The 21,222-nt window shown below is 63.6% G+C and carries 24 protein-coding genes; 21 read left to right on the forward strand and 3 right to left on the reverse strand.

Features of this window, described 5'->3' with window-relative positions:
- Nucleotides 1-33: 33 nt before the first annotated feature.
- Nucleotides 34-1,497, forward strand: coding sequence for a protein adenylyltransferase SelO (selO, locus tag V3W40_RS18660; RefSeq protein ID WP_330215474.1), 1,464 nt, complete (start codon nucleotides 34-36; stop codon nucleotides 1,495-1,497).
- A gap of 18 nt (nucleotides 1,498-1,515) precedes the next feature.
- Here selO and V3W40_RS18665 read toward each other — a convergent pair whose 3' ends face one another.
- Together V3W40_RS18665 and V3W40_RS18670 are read right to left on the reverse strand one after the other, a co-directional pair.
- Nucleotides 1,516-1,917 (reverse strand): helix-turn-helix domain-containing protein, encoded by a 402-nt coding sequence (locus tag V3W40_RS18665; RefSeq protein ID WP_074848511.1) that lies wholly within the window; start codon nucleotides 1,915-1,917, stop codon nucleotides 1,516-1,518.
- A 7-nt stretch (nucleotides 1,918-1,924) separates the two neighbouring features.
- Complete coding sequence (locus tag V3W40_RS18670) at nucleotides 1,925-2,212, reverse strand: type II toxin-antitoxin system HigB family toxin (RefSeq protein ID WP_065925686.1); 288 nt, start codon at nucleotides 2,210-2,212, stop codon at nucleotides 1,925-1,927.
- Nucleotides 2,213-2,447: 235 nt separating this feature from the next.
- On the opposite strand from V3W40_RS18670, the gene trxC reads away from it, so the two are divergent.
- The gene (gene trxC / locus V3W40_RS18675; protein ID WP_065925687.1) at nucleotides 2,448-2,882 is read left to right on the forward strand and encodes a thioredoxin TrxC; all 435 of its coding nucleotides are present in this window, start codon (nucleotides 2,448-2,450) and stop codon (nucleotides 2,880-2,882) included.
- Nucleotides 2,883-2,960: 78 nt separating this feature from the next.
- Here the strand turns inward: trxC and V3W40_RS18680 are convergent, their stop codons facing one another.
- The gene (locus V3W40_RS18680) at nucleotides 2,961-3,731 is read right to left on the reverse strand and encodes a ParA family protein (RefSeq protein WP_141605372.1); all 771 of its coding nucleotides are present in this window, start codon (nucleotides 3,729-3,731) and stop codon (nucleotides 2,961-2,963) included.
- A gap of 337 nt (nucleotides 3,732-4,068) precedes the next feature.
- Between V3W40_RS18680 and V3W40_RS18685 the strand changes: the two genes are divergently transcribed.
- The 19 genes from V3W40_RS18685 to V3W40_RS18775 all read left to right on the forward strand — a co-directional run bounded on the left by V3W40_RS18685 (nucleotide 4,069) and on the right by V3W40_RS18775 (nucleotide 21,199).
- Entirely contained in the window at nucleotides 4,069-4,788 is a 720-nt protein-coding gene (locus V3W40_RS18685; RefSeq protein ID WP_065925688.1) for a beta-ketoacyl synthase chain length factor, read from the forward strand.
- Nucleotides 4,764-5,576, forward strand: coding sequence for a lysophospholipid acyltransferase family protein (locus tag V3W40_RS18690; protein ID WP_074848508.1), 813 nt, complete (start codon nucleotides 4,764-4,766; stop codon nucleotides 5,574-5,576). Before V3W40_RS18685 ends, V3W40_RS18690 begins: the two co-directional genes overlap by 25 nt.
- Nucleotides 5,554-5,823, forward strand: a complete 270-nt coding sequence (locus tag V3W40_RS18695; RefSeq protein ID WP_027604978.1) for a phosphopantetheine-binding protein — start codon at nucleotides 5,554-5,556, stop codon at nucleotides 5,821-5,823. The genes V3W40_RS18690 and V3W40_RS18695 overlap by 23 nt, the downstream gene beginning before the upstream one ends.
- 9 nt (nucleotides 5,824-5,832) lie before the next feature.
- Complete coding sequence (locus V3W40_RS18700) at nucleotides 5,833-6,087, forward strand: acyl carrier protein (RefSeq protein WP_003187949.1); 255 nt, start codon at nucleotides 5,833-5,835, stop codon at nucleotides 6,085-6,087.
- Nucleotides 6,084-6,629 (forward strand): hypothetical protein, encoded by a 546-nt coding sequence (locus tag V3W40_RS18705; protein ID WP_065925689.1) that lies wholly within the window; start codon nucleotides 6,084-6,086, stop codon nucleotides 6,627-6,629. The genes V3W40_RS18700 and V3W40_RS18705 overlap by 4 nt, the downstream gene beginning before the upstream one ends.
- Nucleotides 6,626-8,296, forward strand: a complete 1,671-nt coding sequence (locus V3W40_RS18710; RefSeq protein ID WP_330215475.1) for an ApeI family dehydratase — start codon at nucleotides 6,626-6,628, stop codon at nucleotides 8,294-8,296. The genes V3W40_RS18705 and V3W40_RS18710 overlap by 4 nt, the downstream gene beginning before the upstream one ends.
- Nucleotides 8,297-8,535: 239 nt before the next feature.
- A complete protein-coding gene (locus V3W40_RS18715) occupies nucleotides 8,536-9,270 on the forward strand; it encodes a glycosyltransferase family 2 protein (RefSeq protein WP_330215476.1) in 735 nt (244 codons plus the stop codon).
- Nucleotides 9,267-10,202: an LpxL/LpxP family acyltransferase gene (locus tag V3W40_RS18720; RefSeq protein ID WP_065925692.1), complete on the forward strand. Its 936-nt coding sequence runs from the start codon at nucleotides 9,267-9,269 to the stop codon at nucleotides 10,200-10,202. The genes V3W40_RS18715 and V3W40_RS18720 overlap by 4 nt, the downstream gene beginning before the upstream one ends.
- A complete protein-coding gene (locus V3W40_RS18725) occupies nucleotides 10,186-11,727 on the forward strand; it encodes an HAL/PAL/TAL family ammonia-lyase (protein ID WP_315871254.1) in 1,542 nt (513 codons plus the stop codon). Before V3W40_RS18720 ends, V3W40_RS18725 begins: the two co-directional genes overlap by 17 nt.
- Nucleotides 11,720-12,148: an acyl-CoA thioesterase gene (locus tag V3W40_RS18730; protein WP_065925694.1), complete on the forward strand. Its 429-nt coding sequence runs from the start codon at nucleotides 11,720-11,722 to the stop codon at nucleotides 12,146-12,148. Before V3W40_RS18725 ends, V3W40_RS18730 begins: the two co-directional genes overlap by 8 nt.
- Nucleotides 12,142-12,834 carry an outer membrane lipoprotein carrier protein LolA gene (locus V3W40_RS18735; protein ID WP_065946645.1) on the forward strand — a complete coding sequence of 231 codons (693 nt, stop codon included), beginning with the start codon at nucleotides 12,142-12,144 and terminating at the stop codon, nucleotides 12,832-12,834. Before V3W40_RS18730 ends, V3W40_RS18735 begins: the two co-directional genes overlap by 7 nt.
- A complete protein-coding gene (locus V3W40_RS18740; RefSeq protein WP_330215477.1) occupies nucleotides 12,824-15,136 on the forward strand; it encodes an MMPL family transporter in 2,313 nt (770 codons plus the stop codon). The genes V3W40_RS18735 and V3W40_RS18740 overlap by 11 nt, the downstream gene beginning before the upstream one ends.
- A gap of 33 nt (nucleotides 15,137-15,169) precedes the next feature.
- Nucleotides 15,170-16,417, forward strand: a complete 1,248-nt coding sequence (locus V3W40_RS18745; RefSeq protein ID WP_065925697.1) for an NAD(P)/FAD-dependent oxidoreductase — start codon at nucleotides 15,170-15,172, stop codon at nucleotides 16,415-16,417.
- Nucleotides 16,414-17,148, forward strand: a complete 735-nt coding sequence (locus V3W40_RS18750; protein WP_065925698.1) for a class I SAM-dependent methyltransferase — start codon at nucleotides 16,414-16,416, stop codon at nucleotides 17,146-17,148. Before V3W40_RS18745 ends, V3W40_RS18750 begins: the two co-directional genes overlap by 4 nt.
- Nucleotides 17,145-17,627, forward strand: coding sequence for a hypothetical protein (locus tag V3W40_RS18755; protein WP_065946647.1), 483 nt, complete (start codon nucleotides 17,145-17,147; stop codon nucleotides 17,625-17,627). Before V3W40_RS18750 ends, V3W40_RS18755 begins: the two co-directional genes overlap by 4 nt.
- Nucleotides 17,624-18,790 carry a beta-ketoacyl-[acyl-carrier-protein] synthase family protein gene (locus V3W40_RS18760; RefSeq protein WP_330215478.1) on the forward strand — a complete coding sequence of 389 codons (1,167 nt, stop codon included), beginning with the start codon at nucleotides 17,624-17,626 and terminating at the stop codon, nucleotides 18,788-18,790. The genes V3W40_RS18755 and V3W40_RS18760 overlap by 4 nt, the downstream gene beginning before the upstream one ends.
- Entirely contained in the window at nucleotides 18,787-19,248 is a 462-nt protein-coding gene (locus V3W40_RS18765) for an ApeP family dehydratase (RefSeq protein ID WP_065940800.1), read from the forward strand. Before V3W40_RS18760 ends, V3W40_RS18765 begins: the two co-directional genes overlap by 4 nt.
- Nucleotides 19,245-19,973, forward strand: coding sequence for a 3-oxoacyl-ACP reductase FabG (fabG, locus tag V3W40_RS18770; protein WP_330215479.1), 729 nt, complete (start codon nucleotides 19,245-19,247; stop codon nucleotides 19,971-19,973). The genes V3W40_RS18765 and fabG overlap by 4 nt, the downstream gene beginning before the upstream one ends.
- The gene (locus V3W40_RS18775; RefSeq protein WP_065925702.1) at nucleotides 19,973-21,199 is read left to right on the forward strand and encodes a beta-ketoacyl-ACP synthase; all 1,227 of its coding nucleotides are present in this window, start codon (nucleotides 19,973-19,975) and stop codon (nucleotides 21,197-21,199) included. Before fabG ends, V3W40_RS18775 begins: the two co-directional genes overlap by 1 nt.
- The last annotated feature ends 23 nt before the right edge of the window (nucleotides 21,200-21,222 follow it).

Below are 21,222 nucleotides of genomic sequence, written 5' to 3' on the forward strand. Positions count from 1 at the left end.
CAGAATGCTCGGACATTCTGCTGGAGATGGCCGGTGAAAGCCCTCGACGAACTGACCTTCGACAACCGCTTCGCACGCCTGGGCGACGCGTTCTCAACCCACGTATTGCCCGAGCCCCTCGACGAACCGCGCCTGGTGGTGGCAAGCAATGCCGCCATGGCCCTGCTCGACCTCGACCCGACAGTGGCCGAAACACCGGTGTTTGCCGAGCTGTTCAGCGGCCACAAGTTGTGGGCCGAGGCCGAGCCGCGGGCGATGGTCTACTCCGGGCACCAGTTCGGCGGCTACACCCCGCAGTTGGGCGATGGCCGCGGGTTGCTGCTCGGCGAGGTGTACAACGAGGCCGGCGAACATTGGGACCTGCACCTCAAGGGTGCCGGGATGACGCCCTACTCGCGCATGGGCGATGGCCGCGCGGTGCTGCGCTCGTCGATTAGGGAGTTCCTGGCCTCCGAAGCGCTGCATGCACTGGGCATCCCCAGCAGCCGCGCGTTATGCGTGATCGGCTCCAGCACCCCGGTCTGGCGTGAGAAGCAGGAACGTGGGGCGATGGTGCTGCGCCTGGCGCCGAGCCATATCCGCTTCGGGCATTTCGAATATTTCTACTACACCAAGAAACCAGAGCAGCAGGCGGAACTGGCCGAGCACGTGCTTTCACTGCACTACCCCGAGTGCAAGGAACAGCCTGAACCTTACCTCGCGACGTTCCGCGAAATCGTCGAACGCAATGCCGAGATGATCGCCAAATGGCAGGCCTATGGCTTCTGCCACGGCGTGATGAACACCGACAACATGTCGATCCTGGGCATCACCTTCGACTTCGGGCCGTTTGCGTTTCTCGACGACTTTGACGCGCACTTCATCTGCAACCATTCGGACCATGAAGGACGTTACTCCTTCAGCAACCAGGTGCCCATCGGCCAGTGGAATCTCAGCGCGCTGGCCCAGGCGCTCACGCCGTTTATCAGCGTCGATGCCTTGAAAGAAGCCCTTGGCCTGTACCTGCCGCTGTACCAGGCTCACTACCTGGACCTGATGCGCCGTCGACTGGGGCTGACCACCGCCGAAGACGACGACCAGAAGCTGGTGGAGCGGTTGCTGAAGCTGATGCAGAACAGCGGCGTGGATTACACCTTGTTCTTCCGGCGACTTGGGGATGAATCGGCAGCGATGGCGGTGGCGAAGCTGCGCGATGATTTTGTCGACCTCGCCGGGTTTGATGCCTGGGCAGAACTGTACAAGGCTCGTGTTGAGCGGGACGGGAATTACAACGAGAAACAACGCCGTGAGCGGATGCACGCAGTGAACCCGCTGTACATCCTGCGCAACTACCTCGCACAGAACGCTATCGCTGCCGCCGAATCAGGCGACTACAGCGAAGTGCAGCGACTGCACGAGGTGCTTTCCAAGCCGTTCGAGGAGCAGGCGGGGATGGAACAGTACGCGCAACGACCGCCGGATTGGGGCAAGCATTTGGAGATCAGTTGTTCGTCGTGATACACGCCATGCTAGCGATTAGATGAACAGGTCGACCGGCACCTTGAAAAAATCCGCCAGCCAACGAATCTGTCGCACGTTCAGCTGGCGTTTTCCACTGAGGATCTCCGAGACCACCGATTGAGCACCCACACCCGGCAAATCACTCTGAGTCAGGCCATGCTCCTGCATCATTGATCTCAATACGTCGACACCGCTCGCCTCAGGCATTGGCCAATGCTCCAGGTCATAAGCCTCGACCCAGTCACCGATGATATCGACCACGCCCATCAACGGATGGGCTTCGTCCTCCCCTACGATATCCAGCAATTCGTCGAGCGCCTCCACCAGCACATCGTAGTCAGCCTCGGTTTTCGGCTTGCGCAACAGCGGTGATACGAATTGCCAGTGCTCGGCGACTTGCTCGATCAATACACTCATTTTCCAGTCACTCCTTCCATTTACCCTTGTCGTATTCCCGATGGTCCAGCACATGTCGAATATAGAGCCGCTGCATTCGGTAGCGCACAATCGCGATGAGTCGTAGTTTGTTACCACCGATGTTGAAGACGTGTAACGCCCCCACTTTATCCACGGTAGGAAAAATCGATTTCAACGCCGCGAAGTCCTCAGGATTGAGGACTTTGGCTTTCCGATACCACTCATCCAAAGCACTGGCTGAATGAGGCCACTTCAACTTGGCATTTCGGATTTGTTTCGCACTGATTACGCGCATGCAACATCCCTATCGCATATTGCTATGAAGGTTAAACCCGAACGCCGACTATCGCAATTTGCTATGGCGTCGAACGGACCGGCGGTGCTATTTCGAACAAGCACTTCCAGCCTAGATAGGCATGCGTCAATCGACATTCGCGAATCTGTTAGCACATGCGTCGTCGCCCCCGAGCTTGATAAAGCTGATACCCGACTCCAGATAGGATGCATTGGCCACATCCACGGAGCCCACCATGTCCGACCCTCTCGTTATCCCCTGCCCCCATTGCAACGGCCTCAACCGCATCCCCGGAGAGCGGCTGGGAGATACGCCCAAGTGCGGGCGCTGCAAGCAACCGGTTCTACTGAGCAAGCCTTTCGAGCTGAAGCAAGGCGATTACGCCAGCCAGATCAAGGGCGACCTGCCGCTGCTGGTGGACGTGTGGGCCGACTGGTGTGGGCCATGCAAGTCGTTTGCGCCGGTGTTTGAACAGGCGGCCGGGCAGCTGGAAGGCAAGTGCAGGCTGGCCAAGCTGGACAGCGAGGCCAATCAGCAGCTGTCGGCGCAGTTGGGGATTCGTTCGATCCCCAGTCTGATTCTGTTCAAGAACGGCCGCGAAGTGGCGCGCCAGAGCGGGGCGTTTCCGTTGCCGCAGCTGATGAGCTGGTTGCGTAGCCAGGGGGTGTAACCGGACCTGGAGAACAATGCTGGACAGTGTGGGAGGGGGTTTGTCCCCTCCCACAGAGGTTTTGTGTCGCCAGCAAAATCAGGCGTTTTCCAGCAGGTTATGCAGCTCCACAAATTGCAGTGTGAGCTTGTGCCGTGGATCCAGGTGGATCAGCGGCTTGTTCTCCTGGTGCGACTCGCGCATGCGCACCGAGCTGGCCAGGTATACCGGCAACACCGGCAAGCCCTCGGCAATCAACTCATCGAGTATCTGCTGCGGCAAACTCGCCCGTGCCTGGAACTGGTTGACCACGATACCTTCCACTTCGAGGCCTTCGTTGTGGTCTTCCTTCAATTCTTCGATTTCAGCCAGCAGGCCATACAGGGCTTGGCGCGAGAAGCTGTCGCAATCGAAGGGGATCAATACACGATCAGCGGCAATCAGCGCAGAAACCGCATAAAAGTTCAGTGCTGGCGGGGTATCCAGGTAGATCCGGTCGTAATCTTCGCTCAGTTCATCGAGCAGCTTTCGCAGCTTGTTGATCTTGTGCTTGGCCTCAAGCTTGGGCTGCAGGTCCGCGAGTTCGGCGGTGGCGGTGATGACGTGCAGATTATCGAAGGGGGTTTCGTAGATATCGACCTTGTTCTTCTTCGAAAACGGCCCGGAAGACAGGGTTTGCTTGAAAAAGTCCGCTATCCCCATGGGGATGTCGTCGCCAGTCAGCCCGGTCAGGTATTGGGTTGAATTGGCCTGTGCATCGAGGTCCACCAACAGGGTTCGATAGCCTTCGCTGGCGCTGACCGCCGCCAGGTTGCAGGCGATGCTCGACTTGCCAACACCGCCTTTTTGATTGAACACCACGCGCCGCATGGAAAAACCTCCGTGTATCAATGAATGTCCGAGTGTAGAGGGCAAAAGCGCCTGTTAGCTACCTCGTTCATCGATGCATTGCTGCATTGCATCGGGTCTGTCATAGGTCACGTACAAATGAAAAGGAAGTGTCCGACGATCCAAGTTACCCCTCATTGAAGGACAATCTGTAAACCTTCCCGTCTTATTTGTAATCGGCCTTGCACAATTCTTTACCAAAGTTTGCTAGAACCCCGCAGCACCGGGATAATGCGCGCCACTCGGCGATTGCTCCTTGTCCCGGTATTCGGGGCCAAAAGCCGCACATGGAAGCCCGCAGGGGCGGGATAACTTCTCAGTGATCAACTTCAACATCGCCCAATGGCGCGCCTGGGCCCCCGGCTTGGAAAGCGCGGACGACTGGCACGCCTGGTGCCAGGCCCCGGTGTTGCTGCCTGCCAGCGCTGCCTCGCCCGACGTGTCGTTCCTGCCGGCCATGCAGCGCCGCCGCCTGAGCCGCCTGGCGCGCATGGCGTTCAGCGTAGGCTGGCCCCTGGCCGACGGCCTGCAAGACTTGCCGCTGGTGTTTATTTCCCGGCATGGCGAAACCCCGCGCACCCTCGACATCCTCAGCGACCTGGCCAACGACCAGCCGCTGTCGCCGACCCAATTCAGCCTGTCGGTGCACAACGCGGTGATTGGCCTGTGGTCGATCCTGCGCAATGAAACCAGCGAAATGACAGCCCTCGCCGCCGCCGGCGATGGCCTGGAGCACGGCATGCTCGAAGCCGCGGCCCTGCTCAACGAAGGCGCTCCGGCGGTATTGCTGGTCATCACCGAAGAACAGCCGCCCGAGGCCTACGCCAGTTGGATCGTTGACGTGCCGTTTCCCTACGCCCTCGGCCTGCTGCTGACACCAGGCGACGAGTGGCAACTGGAACTCAGCGCCGGCACTGTCCAACCCACTCAAACCCAGTGGCCCCACGCCCTGAACCTGCTGCGCACCCTGCTTACCGAACAGGGCGCCTGCCAACATGCCTGGAAGAACCGTGTATGGAACTGGCAACGCAAGTCGTGAACGATAAGCCACGGGATGCCTACTACTGGCGCCTGTTCGCCACTGCCGCGAGCTTCTTCGTGTTCGGCGTCGGCGGGTTGTGCCTGCGCTTGCTGGTCTTTCCCCTGCTCAGCTGCCTGCCGGGCAACGTAGAAAGGCACCAGCGCCGCGCCCGCCATACCATCAGCAAGCTGTTCTGGTTCTTTATCCGCCTGATGCAGCGCGCCGGCGTGCTGACCTACAGCGTCGCAGGCGCCGAACGGCTCGGCCAGCCAGGCCAGATGATCATCGCCAACCATCCGTCGTTGATCGACGTGGTGTTCCTGATCGGCCTGATGCGCCAGACCAATTGCGTGATCAAGCAGAGCCTGTTTCAAAACCCGTTCACCCGGGGCCCGGTGCGCGACGCGGGTTATATAAGCAACGACGGCAGCGCAGACATGCTCGACGCCGCCGCTGACGCCCTGCGCAACGGCCAGACGCTGATCATCTTTCCCGAAGGCACCCGCACCACACCCGGCGTGGCGCCCGCCTTTCATCGCGGGGCCGCCGCCATTGCCCTGCGCGGTGCGACAATCATCACCCCGGTAGTGATCAAGGTCAGCCCCACCACCCTGACCAAGGCCGAACCCTGGTATCGCATCCCTAAATGCCGTTTTCACTTCAGTTTGCGCGTGGGGGCCGATATAGAACCACAGGCGTTCGCAACACTGGGGCCCGCGCCCCAGGCCTCACGCAAGCTCAACGATTACCTGCACCACTATTTCATTAAGGAGCTCGCCGAAGATGAGCGACCAACACCGCCTTGAGCACGACATAAAGCTGTTGATCATCGAGGCCCTGGGCCTGGAAGACATCAGCGCCGACGACATCGGCAGCGACCAAACCCTGTTCGGCGAAGGCCTGGGCCTGGATTCGGTAGACGCCCTGGAATTGGGCCTGGCGATCCAGAAAACGTACGGCATCAAGATCGATGCCGACGCCAAGGACACCCGCAATCACTTCACCAACGTGGCCAGCCTTGCGGCGTTCGTCACGGCCAGACAGGCAGCTTGAGACCGGACCATGCAAACTCGTGACGATATTTTCAACACCCTGCGCGATGCCTTGGTGGAACTGTTTGAACTGCCCCCGGAGCGCGTCACCCTCGACGCCAACCTGTATCAGGACCTGGAGATCGACAGCATCGATGCCGTGGACCTGATCGACCATATCAAGCGCCAGACCGGCAAGAAGATCGCCGCCGAAGAGTTCAAGGCCGTGCGCACCGTCAACGACGTGGTTGAGGCGGTGTACCGTCTGGTCCAGCCTGCCGCATGAGCCGGCTGATCGGCCTTGGCCTGTTATTGGCGGGGCTGCTGTACCCGTTTGCGGTGTATTACGGCACCGAGCACTTTGCGCCCTGGCAATTCGGCCTGCTGCTGGGCAGCCTGTGGCTGCTGCGCGCGGTCACGGGTGCGGCGCGCCCCGGCAGCCGCTGGATGGCGTTGGCGGTGATCGTGTTTTGCCTGGCCCTGGCCTGGTTCGACAACCCGCACCTGTTGCGCTGGTACCCGAGCCTGGTCAGTGCGTTCATGTTGGCGCTGTTCGGCCTGAGCCTGAAATACGGCCCGCCGATGGTGGAGCGTCTGGCGCGCATGACCGACCCGGTGCTGCCGCCTCACGCGATTGTGTATACGCGCCAGGTCACCGTGGTGTGGTGCGTATTTTTTCTGTGTAATGGCCTGCTCGCCGCCGCCCTCACCCTATGGGCGCCGTTGAGCTGGTGGACGTTGTACAACGGCTTGATCGCCTACGGGCTGATGGGGCTGTTGTTTGCCGTGGAATGGCTGGTACGACAAAGGGTTCGAGGCCGCGTATGAATGGGTTGAATCTTGAGCATCTGTTGCTCGAGCCGCTGGAACAGCGTTTGGTGACTACCGAACCTGCGATGAATCACGCCCAGCTGTGGGAACACTCCCTGAGCCTGGCCGCCGGGTTGCAAGCCCGTGGCATCCAGCGCCTGGCCCTGCACCTGGAAGACGCCGGCCTGCTGGCGATTGCACTGCTGGGCGCCTGGCGCGCCGGGGCCAGCGTGCTGCTGCCCGCCGATCTGCAACCCCAGACCCGCCAACGCTGGGACGCGGTTGTCGACGCCTGGCTGACTGAAGCGGCAGACCTGGACGCGCTGTATCAAGCACCGTTGAGCCCGGCCGCCCTCGACCTGGACACCTGCCAACTGAGCCTGTGCACCTCCGGCTCCAGCGGCGAACCCAAGCGTATCGACAAGACCCTGCGCCAGCTCGCCAATGAAGTCCAGGCCCTGGAAGCCCTGTGGGGCGCCGACCTGAAAGACGCCTGCATCATCGGCAGTGTCGCCACCCAGCACATCTACGGTTTGCTGTTCCGTGTGCTGTGGCCGTTGTGCGCCGGTCGCAGCTTTGTGCGCCGCCAGCTGGCGTTTCCGGAAGACATGCAACGCGCCAGCCGCGAACACCCGCAATTCGCCTGGGTCGCCAGCCCGGCGCTGCTCAAGCGCATGGGCGACAACCTCGATTGGCCGGCGCTGAGCCAGGTATCGCGGGTATTTTCGTCGGGTGGCGCCCTGCCCATCGAGGCGGCCGGCAGTCTTTACGAGCGCTTGCAGCAATGGCCGACCGAGATCCTCGGCAGCTCGGAAACCGGCGGCATCGCCTGGCGCCAGGGTGCGCAACCCTGGCAGCCGTTCGCCGATGTACACCTGAGCCAGGACGCCGACGGTGCCCTGCGCATCGCCTCGCCGTACTTGCCCGTCGGGCACATAGAACAAACCGCTGACGCGGCGCGCATCCATGCCGATGGTCGCTTCGAGCTGCTCGGGCGCCTGGACCGTATCGTCAAGCTGGAAGAAAAACGCATCTCCCTGCCCATGCTCGAGCAGGCGCTGATGGCCCACCCGTGGGTCGCCGAAACGCGCCTGGGGGTGGTGCAGGAAAACCGCGCATCACTCGGCGCGCTGGTGGTGCTCAGTGCCGACGGCCTGCACGCCCTGCGCAACCAGGGCCGACGGACTGTCACCCAGACCCTGCGCCACCATTTGAGCCAGCATTGCGAAGCCCTGGCGCTGCCGCGTCGCTGGCGGCTGCTGCGCCAGCTGCCGCTGAATGCCCAGGGCAAACTGCCCCAGGCCGATGTGGCCGCATTGCTGCTGGCGCCCCGGCCAAAAGCACCGGAAGTGCTGGAGCAAGTCGAAGTCGATGGCGAATGGACCGTGCAACTGAGCGTGCCGCCGGACCTGGCCTATTTCAGCGGCCACTTCCCGGTCACTCCGGTATTGCCCGGGGTGGTCCAGGTGGAGTGGGCGTTCAACCTCGGCCAACAACTGCTCGATCTGCCGTCGACCTTTGCCGGCATGGAAGTGCTCAAGTTCCAGCAACTGGTGCGCCCCGGCGACCGTATCGAACTGCACCTGCGCTTCGACCAGGAACGCGGCAAGTTGTATTTCGCCTACCGCAACGGCGTCGCGGCCTGTTCCAGCGGCCGCATCCAATTGGAAGCCGCCCATGCATAAGCTTCTGTGGCGAGCGGGCTTGGTATGGTTAACGGGCATCCTGTGGCGAGCGGGCTTGCCCCGCGTTGGGCCGCGTAGCGGCCCCAAAACCTGCGCCGGAGGTCTGTCTGACACGCCTCGGTTACCTTACTGGGGCCGCTCCGCGGCCCAACGCGGGGCAAGCCCGCTCACCACGACAAGCCGGCTCACTACAACAAGCCGGCTCGCCACAGGTTATTTACCAGACGGTGAGGGACACCATGCATAACCCCTGCGTCCTGATCCCGGTCTACAACCACGAAGCCGCCGTGCCCGCCGTGGTCCACAGCCTGTTGAACAGTGGCCTGCCGTGCCTGTTGGTGGACGATGGCAGCAGCCCGGCCTGCGCAGCGGTGTTGGCGCAACTGGCGCGGCTGGACAATGTCACCCTGCTCACCCTGCCGACCAATCAGGGCAAGGGCGGCGCAGTGATGGCAGGCTTTCGCGAAGCGGCGCGCCTGGGCTTCAGCCACGCCTTGCAGGTCGACGCCGACGGCCAGCACGACCTGCGCGAAGTCGAGACGTTTATCGACGCGTCCCGCAGGCAGCCCAACGCAATCATCTGCGGCTACCCCGAATACGACGAAAGCGTGCCCAAGGGCCGTTTGTACGCGCGTTACCTGACCCATGTGTGGGTGTGGATCAACACCCTGTCGCTGCAGATCCGCGACTCGATGTGCGGCTTTCGCGTGTACCCGCTGGCACCGGTGCTGGCGCTGATGGACTCGGCCTATATCGGCACGCACATGGACTTCGACTCCGACATCCTCGTGCGCCTGGCCTGGCGCAACCAGCCGATGCGCTGGCTGCCGACCCAGGTGCATTACCCCGCCGACGGCCTGTCGCACTTCCGCCTGTTCCGCGACAACGTGCGCATCAGCGCCATGCACACCCGCCTGTTCTTCGGCATGTTGGTGCGTGCGCCGCTGATCCTGTGGCGGCGGTGGCAGGCATGAGCGACAGCACCAAGCATTGGGCCGACCGCGAAGAGCGCGGCAGCTACTGGCTGATGAAATTCACCGCCCTCGCCGCCAAGGTCCTCGGCCGCCGCCTGCTGAGCCCGGTGCTGTACGGCATCGTGTTGTACTTCTTCCTGTTCGGCCGCACCGCGCGCCAGAGCGCCTGGCAATACCAGCAGCGCCTGGCCGACTGGAGCGGGCGCGATGAACTGCGCCCCAGCCAGCGCAGAGTCTTCGCCCAGTTCATGGCCTTTGCCGATGCCCTGCTCGACAAACTCGACGTGTGGAACGGCAAGCTGCGCCTGGAACAGATCGAGATCAACGACCCGGCGAAACTGCGCGGGCAACTGCGTGGTGGGCGCGGGCAGATGCTGGTGGGCGCCCACCTGGGCAACCTCGAAGTGTGCCGCGCGCTGGCGGAAATCGGCGAACAGGTCACCATGAACGTGCTGGTGCACACCAAGCACGCCGAACGTTTCAACCGTCTGCTGGGCGAAGCCGGTGCCACCCACTTGCGCCTGATCCAGGTCAGCGAGCTGGACCCGGCCACCATGCTGCTGCTCAGCCAGCGCCTGGACGACGGCGAGTGGCTGGCGATTGCCGGCGACCGCGTGCCCTTGCATGGCGGGCGCACGGTGCGCGTGGACTTCCTCGGCCATGACGCTGCCTTCCCCCAAGGCCCATGGTTATTGGCCGGGCTGCTGAAATGCCCGGTCAACCTGCTGATGTGCCTGAAACACCAGGGCCGCTATCGCCTGAGCATCGAGCCCTTCGCGCAATTGATCGAATGGAAACGCAGCACCCGCGAGCAGGTCATCGCCCTGTGGACCGCGCGCTACGCCGCACGCCTGGGCCAGTTCTGCCTGGAAGCGCCCCAACAATGGTTCAACTTTTACCCTTTCTGGAAGACCGATGACGACGCATCTTGAGCCGGTAACCTTTGGCGAATGCCCCCTGCGCATCGAAGACGTGCTGGCCCTGGCCAACCGTCAGGTGCCGACCCAGCTGCAAGGCGATGCCGCCTATCGCCAACGCATTGCCAAGGGCGCGCAGTTCCTCGACTCGCTGCTGGACAAGGAAGGCGTGATCTACGGCGTAACCACCGGCTACGGTGACTCCTGCGTGGTCGCGGTGCCGTTGCAACACGTCGAGGCCCTGCCCCGTCACCTGTACACCTTCCACGGTTGCGGCCTGGGCAAGTTGCTCGACGCCCAAGCCACCCGTGCGGTGCTGGCGGCGCGCTTGCAGTCGCTGTGCCACGGTGTCTCCGGGGTGCGCGTGGAACTGCTGGAGCGCCTGCATGGGTTCCTCGAACACGACGTGCTGCCACTGATCCCGGAAGAAGGCTCGGTGGGCGCCAGCGGTGACCTGACGCCGCTGTCCTACGTGGCCGCGACCCTGTCCGGCGAGCGCGAAGTGCTGTTCCGTGGCGAGCGTCGCCAGGCAGCCGACGTGCACCGCGAACTCGGCTGGGAGCCGCTGGTCCTGCGCCCCAAAGAGGCCCTGGCGCTGATGAACGGCACCGCGGTGATGACCGGCATCGCTTGCCTGGCCTTCGCCCGTGCCGACTACCTGCTGCAACTGGCCACGCGCATCACGGCGCTGAACGTGGTGGCGCTGCAAGGCAACCCGGAACACTTCGACGAGCGTCTGTTCGCCGCCAAGCCACATCCGGGGCAGATGCGAGTCGCCGCCTGGCTGCGCGAGGACCTGGCGATCGACGCGCCGACCGCGCCACTGCATCGCCTGCAGGATCGCTACTCGCTGCGCTGCGCGCCCCATGTCCTCGGCGTGCTCGCGGACAGCCTGAACTGGCTGCGTTCGTTTATCGAGATCGAGCTGAACAGCGCCAACGACAACCCGATCATCGACGCCGAAGAAGAACGCGTGCTGCACGGCGGACATTTCTACGGTGGGCATATCGCCTTTGCCATGGACAGCCTCAAGACCCTGGTGGCCAACGTCGCCGACCTGCTCGACCGCCAGCTCGCCCTGCTGGTGGACGTGCGCTACAACCACGGCCTGCCGAGCAACCTGTCCGGCGCGCCGGCGGACCGCGCGATGATCAACCACGGCTTCAAGGCGGTGCAGATCGGCACCAGCGCCTGGACCGCCGAAGCACTGAAAAACACCATGCCGGCCAGCGTGTTCTCGCGCTCCACCGAGTGCCACAACCAGGACAAGGTGAGCATGGGCACCATCGCCGCCCGCGATGCGATCCGCGTGCTGGAGCTGACCGAACAGGTCGCCGCCGCCACCCTGCTCGCCGCCAACCAGGGCGTGTGGCTGCGCGCCCAGGCCGACGACGCACGCCCGTTGCCGCCGGCGCTGGCGGCCATGCATGCAGAGCTGGCCCAGGACTTCCCGCCGGTCATCGAAGACCGTGCCCTCGAAGGCGAACTGCGCCTGTGCCTGCAACGCATCGCCGAGCAACACTGGAGGCTGCATGCGTAGCCCTGGCGTACTGCACAGCGACACCGAAATCCTGGTGCCGTTTTTTGACGTCGACACGATGAACGTCGTCTGGCACGGGCATTACGTGAAGTACCTGGAAATCGCACGCTGCGCGCTGCTGGACAAGATCGGCCACAACTACACGGCCATGCTCGAAGCCGGCTACGCCTGGCCGGTGATCGACATGCAACTGCGCTATGTGCGCGGTGCGGTGTTCGGCCAGACGATCAACGTGCGCGCCAGCCTGGTGGAATGGGAGAACCGCTTGAAGGTCAATTACCTGATCACCGACCTGGCCAGCGGCGAGCGCCTGACCCGCGCCAGCACCGTGCAGGTGGCGGTGGAAATCGCCAGCCGCGAGATGCAGCTGGCCTCGCCCAAAGTATTCACCGACGCCGTCGAAAGGGCCCTGAAATGCTGACCCCGTTCTCTGTAGGAGCGAGCTTGCTCGCGAAGATCGTCAACGATAACGCGGGTTTCCTGATACCCCGCGGCGCTCTCGGGTTTTTCGCGAGCAAGCTCGCTCCTACAGTGTTGGTGTTGTTTGGTTTTTCTGGGGCGGCACACGCCTTCGACCTGCAACAACTCAGCGACCAGTTGGCCAAACCCTCAGTGATCCACGGCAGCTTCACCCAGGAAAAACACCTGCGTGCGCTGCCGCAGCCATTGGTCAGCAAGGGCACCTTCGTCCTGGCCAAGGACCACGGCCTGCTGTGGCTGCTGAAAACCCCGCTGCAACAGGACTACCGCATCAGCGCCCAGGGTATCGCCCGGCGTGACGCCAACGGCTGGCAACTGCTGCCGAACAAGAGCGCCGGTGCCGAACAGAACCGTCTGTTCCTCGCCGTGCTCCAGGGCGACAGCAGCGGCTTGCAGCGCGACTTCGAGCTGCAACTGCAAGGCGAAGCCCGGCAATGGAAGCTCACGCTGCTCCCGCGTTCACTGCTGCTCAAGCAGGTATTCACCCAGATCAATATCGATGGTGGTGAGTTGGTGCAGAAGATCGAACTGCTGGAAACCCAGGGCGACAGCACCGTGCTGCGCATGCAGGACAGCAGCGCCGGCCAGCCATTGAGCGACGCGGAGCAACACGACTTTGCCCAGTGAGCGCCTGCTGCCCCGCCTCTTCCTGATCCTGCTGGTGGCCGTGCTGGCCCTGGCCGGCTGGCAGTGGCGCCACGGCGCACCGCTGTCGGCCAACCTGATGGAGCTGGTGCCGGGCAGTACGCCGGACGCCCTGGAACTGCAAGCCGAACAGCGCATGCAGGAGCCGCTCAACCGCGAAATGCTGGTGTTGGTGGGACACGCCGATCGCCAGCAAGCGGTGGCCGTGGCCCAGCAATTGGGCGAGCGCTGGCAGGCCAGCGGCTTGTTCGAGAAGGTGCAATGGAACCTGCAAGCCGACCTGCCGGCACTGCGTGAACAGTTGCTGCGCGGACGCCTGGCGATGCTCTCGGCCAAGGACCGCGAACAGCTGATCGACCACCCCGACGCGTTCATCCAGCAACGGGTGCAGTCGCTGTTCGACCCCTTCACCGGCTTCAGCCTGGTGCCGAGCCAGGACGACTGGCTGGGCCTGACCGGGCGCATCCAGAACAGCCAGCCGCAGCACGGCTCGGTGCAACTGGACATCGGCAGCGGCGCCTTGATCGCCGATGCCGACGGCAAAAGCTGGGTGCTGCTGCGCGCACGCACCACCGGCAATGCCTTCGACATGAAACTGCCGCTGCAGGTGGCGGATCTGCTCCAGGCCAGCCGCACGCAGGCCGGCGAACACGGCGCGCAATTGCTCGCCGCCAGCGGTTTGCTTTACGCCGCCAATGGCCAGCAACAGGCCACGCGGGAAATCACCTGGGTCGGCGGCGGCGCCACCGTCGGCATTCTGCTGTTGCTGTTGCTGGCGTTCCGCCGCGGGCGAGTACTGCTGGCGTTTGTACCGGTGCTGGTGGGCATGCTGTTTGGTGCCGTCGCTTGTGTGGCGCTGTTCGGGCATATGCATGTGATGACCCTGGTGCTCGGCTCCAGCCTGATCGGCGTCGCGGTGGATTACCCGCTGCACTACCTGTCGAAAAGCTGGAGCATGAACCCCTGGCGCAGTTGGCCGGCATTGCGCCTGACGCTGCCAGGGCTGAGCCTGAGCCTGGCCACCAGTTGCATCGGCTACCTGGCGCTGGCCTGGACGCCCTTCCCGGCCTTGACGCAAATCGCGGTGTTCTCCGCCGCGGGCCTGGTCGGCGCCTACCTGTCAGCGGTGTGCCTGCTGCCGGCACTGCTCAAGGGTGTCGAACTGCGCCCGGCACAATGGCCGCTGCGCGTCGCCGAATGCCTGTGGCGGGTGCGGGCCGCCTTGCTCAAGCGTGTGCCCAGTCCGGTGCTGCTGGTGTGGGTGCTGCTGTTCTGCGCCGGCGGCCTTTGGCAGCTGAACAGCAAAAACGATATCCGCCAGTGGATCGGCGCGCCGCCGCAGTTGCTGCAAGAGGCACAGGCCGTGGCGCGCATTACCGGTTTCCAGCCCACCAGCCAGTTTTTCCTGATACGGGCCGACAACCAGCCGCAGTTGCTGGAGCGCCAAGCCGCCCTGGGCCAACGCCTGGACCAGTTGGTGAATATGGACAAGCTCCAGGGTTACCTGGCGCTCAACCAACTGGTCAGCCTGCCCGCCGAACAGCAGCAACTGCGCGATGCCCTGAGCACACTCCCACAACATTGGCAGCCGCTGTTGGACCTCGGCGTGCCCGCCAGCGCCCTGCACGCCGAAATCGCGCAACTGCAAGCGCTGCCCACCGAAGACATCGACGCTGCGCTGGTGGGCCCCTTGGCCGAACCCTGGCGCACGCTGTGGCTGGGCCCGGTGGACGGCGGCGTGGCGGCCATGGTCAGCCTGCAGGGCTTGAACAACCCGGCGCTGCTGCGGGTGCAAGCCGTGGACCTGCCCGGCGTGCAGTTGGTGGATCGCCTCGGGGATTTGAACCGTGTATTCGCCGACACGCAGATCAGCGCCGCCGAATTGAAGTTAATGTCGTGCGTGCTGATCGTGCTGTTACTGATCCTGCCGTTCGGCTTCGGCGGGGCCTTGCGCATCGTCGCCCTGCCGTTGCTGGCTGCACTGTGCAGCCTGGCCAGCCTGGGTTGGCTGGGCCAGCCGTTGACCCTGTTCAGCCTGTTCGGGTTGCTGCTGGTCACGGCCATCAGTGTCGACTATGCGATTTTGATGCGCGAACAGATCGGCGGCCCCGCGGTCAGCCTTTTAGGGACGCTGCTGGCAGCGCTGACGACCTGGTTGTCGTTCGGCCTGCTGGCGGTGTCCAGTACCCCGGCAGTGAGTAATTTCGGCCTGTCGGTCAGCCTGGGCCTGGCATTCAGCTTTATGCTGGCCCCCTGGGCCGGCCAACGGAAACACGCCTCATGAATGTAGTTATCGCCAAAGCGGCAAGGAGCCCTCGTGCCCATAGTTGAAATGGAACGTCGCCAGGTCGTGGTAATTGGTGCCGGGCCATCCGGCGCGATTGCCGCCGCACTGCTCAAACGCAAAGGGCATGATGTATTGATCATCGAGCGCCAGCATTTCCCGCGCTTCTCGATCGGCGAAAGCCTGCTGTCGCACTGCATCGATTTTATCGAGGAAGCCGGCATGCTCGACGCCGTGCAGGCGGCGGGATTCCAGGTAAAAACCGGTGCCGCGTTTGCCTGGGGCGAGCGTTACAGCGCGTTCGATTTCGGTGACACCTTCAGCAACGGCAAGCCCACCACCTTCCAGGTGCAGCGCGGCGAGTTCGACAAGTTGCTGGCCGATCAGGCCGCCCAGCAAGGCGTCGACATCCGCTACGGCGAAACCATCGTCGGCGTGGATTTCTCCGGTGAGTGCCGCTACCTGCATGTGCGCCGTGAGAACGGCAGCGAGTACCACATCAAGGCCAAGTTCGTGCTTGATGCCAGCGGCTACGGCCGCGTGCTGCCGCGCCTGCTCGACCTGGAGGCGCCGTCGCATTTCCCGCTGCGCCAGGCGGTGTTCACCCACGTTGAAGACCGCATCGAACACCCAGGCTTCGATCGCACCAAGATCCTGGTCACCACGCACCCTACGAAACGCGACATCTGGTTCTGGACCATCCCGTTCAGCAACGGTCGCTGCTCGGTGGGTGTGGTCGCGGCCAAGGAGCATTTCGACGGCCGCGACAGCGATCTCGACGCTTGCCTGCGGGGTTTTATCGATGAAACCCCAAGCCTGTCCGGTGTACTGCGTCACGCTGTGTGGGATACCCCCGCGCGCACCATCGGCGGCTACTCGGCCAACGTCAAAACCCTGCACGGCCCCGGCTTTGCGCTGCTGGGCAATGCGGCGGAATTCCTCGACCCGGTGTTCTCCTCCGGCGTGACCATCGCCATGCGCTCGGCGAGCATGGCCGCCGGCGTGCTGCATCGTCAGCTCAAAGGCGAAACGGTGGACTGGCAAACCGAGTTTGCCGAGCCGCTCAAGCGCGGTGTCGACACCTTCCGCTGCTATGTCGAAGGCTGGTATGCAGGCACCTTCCAGGATGTGATTTTCCACCCCGGCAGCTCACCGGACATTCGCCGGATGATCAGTTCGATCCTCGCAGGTTACGCGTGGGACGAACGCAACCCGTTTGTCAGCGAGCCCAAGCGACGTTTGCGGATGTTGTCGGAAATTTGTGCGAGTGAACCGGTATGACGTCTCAATACCTGAGTAAAAACTACGTCGAAGAAACCCGCTTCGGCTTCTGGTTCCTGCGCAGCCATACCTGGCAGCACCATGTATTGCGCGTGGCAATCAACGACCTGCGCAGCCTGTTCACCGACCCGTTGCCCGAGGCGCCGGTGCTGCTGGACGCCGGTTGCGGCCAGGGCAAGTCATTCCAGTACTTGCAGCAGGTGTTTGCCCCCGCGCGCCTGATCGGCCTGGATGCCGACCCCCACAGCCTGGAACTGAGCAAGGCCGAAGCCGCGCGCCAGGGCTTGGCCATCGAATTGATCGGCAGTGACTGCGCCACCCTCGATGTGCCGGACGCCAGCGTCGACATCCTGTTCTGCCACCAGACCTTCCATCACTTGGTTGAACAGCATCGCGCACTCAAGGAGTTCTACCGGGTGCTCAAGCCGGGCGGTTACTTGCTGTTTGCCGAATCCACCGAAGCCTATATCGACACCTGGGTCATTCGCTGGCTGTTCCGCCATCCCATGCATGTGCAGAAAAGCGCCGAAGAGTACCTGCAGATGCTCCGCGAGCAGGGCTTTGAGTTCGACCCGCAGAACGTTTCGTACCCCTACCTGTGGTGGAGCCGTTCCCGCGACTTCGGCCTGCTGGAGCGCTGGGGCCTGCGTAACCCGCCGCCGGTGGGCCAGCGTGAGGAAACCCTGGTCAACTGCGTGGCGCGCAAACCCCTGGCGAGCGCCGCACCATGATGCGCAGCCTATTGATCGGTTGCCTGTTGCTGCTGAGCGCCTGCGCCAGCCAGCCGCCGCTGCCTGAAAAAACCCCGGCCTTGGCCTTGCCGCTACAGCTGCATGTGCAGCGCCTGGCAGACGGCCAGAGCCAGGACTGGCTGCTGGTGATCCAACGCGAAGGCGGCGCAATCCGCTGGTCGATGATGGACCCCCTGGGCATTCCCCAGGCCCGGCAAAAACTGATCGATGGCCAGTGGCAGGCCGACGGTCTGCTGCCGCCCAATCCCCAGGCACGCGAGCTGTTTGCCGCACTGTTGTTTGCCTTGGCCTCGGCCGATGACGTGCGCGCTCTCTACCCTGGCGCCCAGGCGATGGACCTCACGCGCACCCTGCCGGGCCATTGGCAGATCGTCTACCAATCGTCAGAAGTCTTCAGTGTGAACATGAGCGGCCAGCCCTTGAGCTACCGCATCACGCCGCTCGGTGCCGCCCGATGAGCGCCTACCTCAATGCCCTCGGCGTGATTTGCGCCCTCGGCCGTGGCCAGGCCGCCGTCAGTCGCAGCCTGTTTGCCGGCGACTGCTCGGGGATGCGTGCCGAAAGCGGCTGGGTGCCGGAGCGCACGCTGCCGGTAGGCAGTGTGCACGGCGAGCTGGCGACCATTCCGACGGAACTCGGCCAGCAAAGCAGCCGCAATAACCAACTGCTGCTGGAGGCGGCGCTGCAGATCGAGGGCGAGATTCGCCAGGCGATCCACCGCTATGGCGCCTCGCGGGTCGGGGTGGTGCTCGGCACCAGCACCTCGGGCATCGACGAAGCCAGCCGCGGTATCGCCCAGTACCTGCGCGATCAGCACTTCCCCAGCGACTATGACTACCAGCAACAGGAACTCAGCGCCCCGGCGAATTTTCTCGCCGACTGGCTGCAACTGAGCGGCCCGGCCTATGTGATTTCCACCGCCTGCACCTCCAGCGCCCGGGCCTTGATGAGCGCACAACGCCTGCTCGACCTGGGAGTGTGCGACGCGGTGCTCTGCGGCGGCGTCGACAGCCTGTGCAAGCTGACCCTCAATGGGTTCGGCGCGTTGGAAGCGGTGTCCAACGAACGCTGCAACCCGTTTTCGGTGAACCGCAACGGCATCAATATCGGCGAAGCGGCGGTGCTGTTCCTGATGACTAAAGCGCCTGCGGCGATCGCCCTGCTGGGCAGCGGTGCGAGTTGCGATGCGCACCATATCTCCGCGCCGGAACCCACCGGCAAAGGCGCGTTGCAGGCGATGCGCAAGGCCCTGGCCAGCGCAAAAGTGCAGCCCGGGCAGATCGGCTACCTGAACCTGCACGGCACCGCCACCCAACACAACGACGCCATGGAGAGCCTCGCCGTCGCCAGCCTGTTCCCCGACGGCGTGGCCTGCTCGTCGACCAAACCCATGAGCGGCCACACCCTGGGCGCGGCCGGCGCGCTGGAAGCAGCGTTCTGCTGGCTGAGCCTGGCCCAAGGCCGGGTGCCGCCCCATGTGTGGGACGGTCAGGCCGACCCCGCGCTGCCCGCCCTGCAATGGGCGCAGGCGGGGGACACCTTGGAAAAACCCCGACTGATGAGCAACTCGTTTGCCTTCGGCGGCAACAATGTCAGCCTGATAATCGGAGAGGCCCCATGACCGATTGGCCACTCGCCGAACTGCTGCCCCACGCGGGCGACATGATCCTGATCGACCAGGTACTGTCGTTCGATGAAGAGCAGATTCACACCCGCCTCACCGTCAAGCCCGGCGGCCTGTTCAACCGCCCTGACGGCAGCCTGCCGGCCTGGGTCGGCATCGAGTTGATGGCGCAGAGCGTCGCCGCCTACGCCGGCTGTCGTGCCCGTCAAAAGGGTGAAGCGGTGGAACTGGGCTTCCTGCTCGGCACACGCAAGTTCGAGTGCAACGTGGAACACTTCCCGGCCGGCGCCGAGTTGAACATCCACGGCCTGCGTTCCCTGGAAGACGACAACGGCATGGGTGTGTTCGAATGCCACCTCACCGGTAGCGGTATCCAGGCCAGCGCCCGCTTGAATGTATTTCGACCGCCCCAGGCGGCCAACTATTTAGATGAATCGAAGGACGAAACGCCATGACTGAACCCGTACTGGTCACCGGCTCCAGCCGTGGCATCGGCCGCGCCATTGCCCTGCGCCTGGCCCAGGCCGGGCATGACATCGTGCTGCATTGCCGCAGCGGTCACGCCGAAGCCTGCGCGGTACAGGTCGAGATCGAGGCCCTGGGCCGCCAGGCGCGGGTGCTGCAATTCGATGTGGCTGACCGCGCCGCGTGCAAGCAGATCCTTGAAGCAGATGTTGAGCAACACGGTGCTTATTACGGCGTGGTGCTCAACGCCGGCCTGACCCGCGACGGCGCCTTCCCGGCCCTGTCCGAAGACGATTGGGACGTGGTGATGCGCACCAACCTGGATGGTTTCTACAACGTGCTGCACCCGGTGATGATGCCGATGATTCGTCGTCGCGCAGCCGGGCGTATCGTGTGCATCACCTCGGTCTCCGGGTTGATCGGCAACCGTGGCCAGGTCAACTACAGCGCCTCCAAGGCCGGCCTGATCGGTGCGGCCAAGGCCCTCGCCATCGAACTGGGCAAGCGCAGGATCACCGTCAACTGCGTCGCCCCCGGCCTGATCGACACCGCCATGCTGGATGAAAACGTACCGGTGGAAGAGCTGATGAAGATGATCCCGGCGCAACGCATGGGCACCCCGGAAGAAGTCGCCGGGGCAGTGAATTTCCTCATTTCGGCCGAAGCCGGCTATATCACGCGCCAGGTCCTGGCCGTGAATGGAGGCCTGTGCTGATGAAACGCGTCGTCGTCACCGGCATGGCCGGCGTGACCTCCCTGGGCAGCGACTGGGACACCATCGCCGCCAACTTCCGCGCCAACCGCAGCGGCATCCGACGCATGGACGAGTGGGAGCGTTTTACCGAATTGAACACGCGCCTGGCCGGGCCGGTCGATGATTTCGTCGTGCCCGCCCATTGGACGCGCAAGCAGCTGCGCAGCATGGGCCGCGTCTCGCGCCTGGCGGTGTGGGCCGCGGAACAGGCGTTGCAGGACGCGGGCTTGCTCGGTGACGAGTCGATCAAGGACGGGCGCATGGGCGTGGCCTGTGGCTCGTCCACCGGCAGTACCGATGAGATCAAGGCCTTCGGCAATATGTTGCTGAACTCGGTGGCCGAGGGGCTGAACGCCAACTCCTACGTGCGCATGATGCCCCACACCACGGCGGCGAATATCAGCATCTTCTTTGGCCTCACCGGGCGGCTGATCCCCACGTCCAGCGCGTGCACCAGCGGCAGCCAGGGCATCGGCTATGCCTATGAAGCGATCAAGTTCGGCCGCCTGCCGTTGATGCTCGCCGGCGGCGCCGAGGAGCTGTGCCCCACCGAAGCCATGGTGTTCGACGCGCTGTATGCCACCAGCCTGAAGAACGATGCGCCGCAGACCAGCCCACGTCCCTACGACAGCGGCCGCGACGGCCTGGTGATCGGCGAAGGCGGCGGCATGCTGGTGCTCGAAGAACTGGAACACGCACTGGCGCGGGGTGCGCATATCCATGCCGAGATCGTCGGCTTCGGCAGCAATGCCGACGGCCAGCACACCACGCGCCCGGAACAGAAAACCATGCGCCGCGCTATGGAGCTGGCCCTGGAAGATGCGGGCCTGGAGCCTGCCGCCATCGGCTACGTCAACGGCCACGGCACCGCCACCGACCAGGGCGACATCGCCGAGACCCAGGCCACCAGCAGCCTGTTCGGCAGCCGCATGCCCATCAGCTCGCAGAAAAGCTTCCTCGGCCACACCTTGGGCGCCTGCGGTGCGCTGGAATCGTGGTTCAGCATCGAGATGATGAACCGCGACCAATACGTGCACACCTTCAACCTGGACTCCGTCGACCCGCACTGCGGCGAGCTGGATTACCTGCAGGGTGAATTTCGCGAGATGCACCACGACTACGTGATGAACAACAACTTTGCCTTTGGCGGCGTCAATACGTCGCTGATCTTCCGCCGCTGGTCCTGACTTTTTAATCGATTGGAGAATAC

The sequence above is a fragment of the Pseudomonas sp. AM8 genome (assembly GCF_036346475.1).
GTDB lineage: Bacteria > Pseudomonadota > Gammaproteobacteria > Pseudomonadales > Pseudomonadaceae > Aquipseudomonas > Aquipseudomonas marginalis.

Bases quoted from the DNA above. Each gene is read 5' to 3' on its own strand.
- V3W40_RS18665 (WP_074848511.1), bottom strand. From the start codon at position 1,917: ATGAGTGTATTGATCGAGCAAGTCGCCGAGCACTGGCAATTCGTATCA.
- V3W40_RS18670 (WP_065925686.1), bottom strand. From the start codon at position 2,212: ATGCGCGTAATCAGTGCGAAACAAATCCGAAATGCCAAGTTGAAGTGG.
- trxC (WP_065925687.1), top strand. From the start codon at position 2,448: ATGTCCGACCCTCTCGTTATCCCCTGCCCCCATTGCAACGGCCTCAAC.
- V3W40_RS18680 (WP_141605372.1), bottom strand. From the start codon at position 3,731: ATGCGGCGCGTGGTGTTCAATCAAAAAGGCGGTGTTGGCAAGTCGAGC.
- V3W40_RS18690 (WP_074848508.1), top strand. From the start codon at position 4,764: ATGGAACTGGCAACGCAAGTCGTGAACGATAAGCCACGGGATGCCTAC.
- V3W40_RS18695 (WP_027604978.1), top strand. From the start codon at position 5,554: ATGAGCGACCAACACCGCCTTGAGCACGACATAAAGCTGTTGATCATC.
- V3W40_RS18700 (WP_003187949.1), top strand. From the start codon at position 5,833: ATGCAAACTCGTGACGATATTTTCAACACCCTGCGCGATGCCTTGGTG.
- V3W40_RS18705 (WP_065925689.1), top strand. From the start codon at position 6,084: ATGAGCCGGCTGATCGGCCTTGGCCTGTTATTGGCGGGGCTGCTGTAC.
- V3W40_RS18710 (WP_330215475.1), top strand. From the start codon at position 6,626: ATGAATGGGTTGAATCTTGAGCATCTGTTGCTCGAGCCGCTGGAACAG.
- V3W40_RS18715 (WP_330215476.1), top strand. From the start codon at position 8,536: ATGCATAACCCCTGCGTCCTGATCCCGGTCTACAACCACGAAGCCGCC.
- V3W40_RS18720 (WP_065925692.1), top strand. From the start codon at position 9,267: ATGAGCGACAGCACCAAGCATTGGGCCGACCGCGAAGAGCGCGGCAGC.
- V3W40_RS18725 (WP_315871254.1), top strand. From the start codon at position 10,186: ATGACGACGCATCTTGAGCCGGTAACCTTTGGCGAATGCCCCCTGCGC.
- V3W40_RS18730 (WP_065925694.1), top strand. From the start codon at position 11,720: ATGCGTAGCCCTGGCGTACTGCACAGCGACACCGAAATCCTGGTGCCG.
- V3W40_RS18735 (WP_065946645.1), top strand. From the start codon at position 12,142: ATGCTGACCCCGTTCTCTGTAGGAGCGAGCTTGCTCGCGAAGATCGTC.
- V3W40_RS18750 (WP_065925698.1), top strand. From the start codon at position 16,414: ATGACGTCTCAATACCTGAGTAAAAACTACGTCGAAGAAACCCGCTTC.
- V3W40_RS18755 (WP_065946647.1), top strand. From the start codon at position 17,145: ATGATGCGCAGCCTATTGATCGGTTGCCTGTTGCTGCTGAGCGCCTGC.
- V3W40_RS18760 (WP_330215478.1), top strand. From the start codon at position 17,624: ATGAGCGCCTACCTCAATGCCCTCGGCGTGATTTGCGCCCTCGGCCGT.
- V3W40_RS18765 (WP_065940800.1), top strand. From the start codon at position 18,787: ATGACCGATTGGCCACTCGCCGAACTGCTGCCCCACGCGGGCGACATG.
- fabG (WP_330215479.1), top strand. From the start codon at position 19,245: ATGACTGAACCCGTACTGGTCACCGGCTCCAGCCGTGGCATCGGCCGC.
- V3W40_RS18775 (WP_065925702.1), top strand. From the start codon at position 19,973: ATGAAACGCGTCGTCGTCACCGGCATGGCCGGCGTGACCTCCCTGGGC.